Annotated in this window: 1 protein-coding gene; it reads right to left on the bottom strand. The window is 65.7% G+C overall.

Annotated elements, in window-relative coordinates; genetic code table 11:
• The coding region (locus tag I5M_RS03905) for a TonB-dependent siderophore receptor (protein WP_022720207.1) at positions 1-1,546 on the bottom strand (1,546 nt) is incomplete at its 3' end.
• Between the last annotated feature and the right edge of the window lie 232 nt (positions 1,547-1,778).

Below are 1,778 nucleotides of genomic sequence, written 5' to 3'. Positions count from 1 at the left end.
CCCGATAGGTGGTCTTGTCGTCCGACTGGTTGGAGCGCGAACCCGCAAGCCGGCTCTCGGTGGTCTGCTCGGCCCAATCGTGGCGGATGCCGAGCGTGGCGCGCCAGCCGCCCAGGCTGATCTGATCCTGCGCATACAGCCCGGTCTGGTTCAGCGTCTGGCCGCTGTCGATGAGCGAGGCGAGCGAGCCGACCGGCTGATTGTAATGCGGATTGACGACGTCGAGCGAGGTCGCGCCGCCGAGCTGATAGACCCAATTGCTCAGCGTGTTCTGATAATCGACGCCGGTGATGACCTTGTGCTGCAGCGCGCCGGTGGCGAAATCGAACTGGGCGCGATTGTCGGTGGAGAGGCCGCCGACGTCCTCGATCGATCGCAGCGCCCAGCGCGGGATCGTGCCGGTCGCGGTGAGCGGCCCGCTCATCTGCAACGACTTGAAATCGATGTCGACATGCGAATAGCGCAGGCTCGACTTGACGCTGACGACCTCGTTCAGCCGTTTGTCGAACTGATAGCCGATGCCGTACTGCTCGCGCTCGAACGAGTCGAACCCAGGATCGCCGACGTTGAGCTTGGAATTCAGATACGGCCGGTACTGCAGCGGCGCCAGCGAGGTCGGGTACAGCGAGTTGAAATAGCCGCCCTTCGGGTCTTTCTGATAGTAGCTCTGGACGGTGAAGCGCGTATCCATGTCGGGCGCCCAAGTCAAAGCCGGCGCGACGGCGAAGCGCTGCTCGTCGACATTGTCGTAGCGCGTGCCCGACGAACGGCCGATCGCGCTCAGGCTGTACTGCCAATGCCCGTCCTTATCGAGCGCCCCCTGGCTGGTGATGCCAGACTGGATGCGGCCATAGGTGCCGCCCTCGACGCGGACTTCGTTGTACGGCACCGCGCTCGGCATCCGGCTGATCTGATTGACGAGACCGCCCGGGCTGGTCTGCCCATACAGCACCGCCGACGGCCCCTTCAGCACCTCGACGCGGTCGAGCAAAAACGGATCGATCGCGGTGTTGGCGAAGGCCTGGCCGCGCGGCAGCTTCAAGCCATCGAGGAAGCTGACGTAGTTGGTCGCGGTGCCGAACGCGCCGAAGCCGCGGATGAAGACGCTGTCGTAGCGCGCATTGGTGTCGGCGTCCGACAGCACGCCCGCGCTGTAGCGCAGCGCATTGGCGACCGTCTGGACGTTCTGGTCGTCCATCTGACGGCGGGTGATGGTCGAGATCGACTGCGGCGTCTCCAGCACAGGCGTGTCGGTCTTGGTGGCGGTCGCCGTGGTCCGCGCGACATAGCGATCGGAGCTGTTGCTCGGGTTGACGGGCCGCGCCGCGGGGGTCGCAGGCTCACGCGCCGGTGTCCGCGCCGGCGCGGCGCGCTGGACTGCCGGGGTGGAGGGCGCACGGCGCGCGGCACGGCGTTCGGCGGGTTGCACGGTGACCGGCGGCAGCGCCACCGCGGCTTCGCGCGCGCTCTGCGCCAGCGCTTCGGAGCCGCCGCTCAACGACAGCGCCATCGCGACACCGACGACAATCTTGTTCTCGTTTCCCATCCGCTATCCCCCAGCTACCTCGCCTCGAGGCGGCCGGGAAATAAACGGGACGGGACCGTCCTGTCCAGATCGATTGCCAAGCGATTGCAAATCTGGGATTGGAATTGCTCGAAAGACTCGCCGCGTCGTGGCGACCACCAGGGGTCTCAATGCCGACTTCGACGATCACTTCCAAAGGCGGCCGCCCGCGCAAAGAGGATGTCGAAGCCAAGTCGCTCACATCATCGAACGG

The sequence above is a fragment of the Rhodopseudomonas sp. B29 genome (assembly GCF_000333455.1).
Lineage (GTDB): Bacteria > Pseudomonadota > Alphaproteobacteria > Rhizobiales > Xanthobacteraceae > Rhodopseudomonas.
The sequence above is the reverse complement of the archived record's forward strand: the minus strand, read 5'-3'. Positions and strand labels throughout refer to the sequence as shown.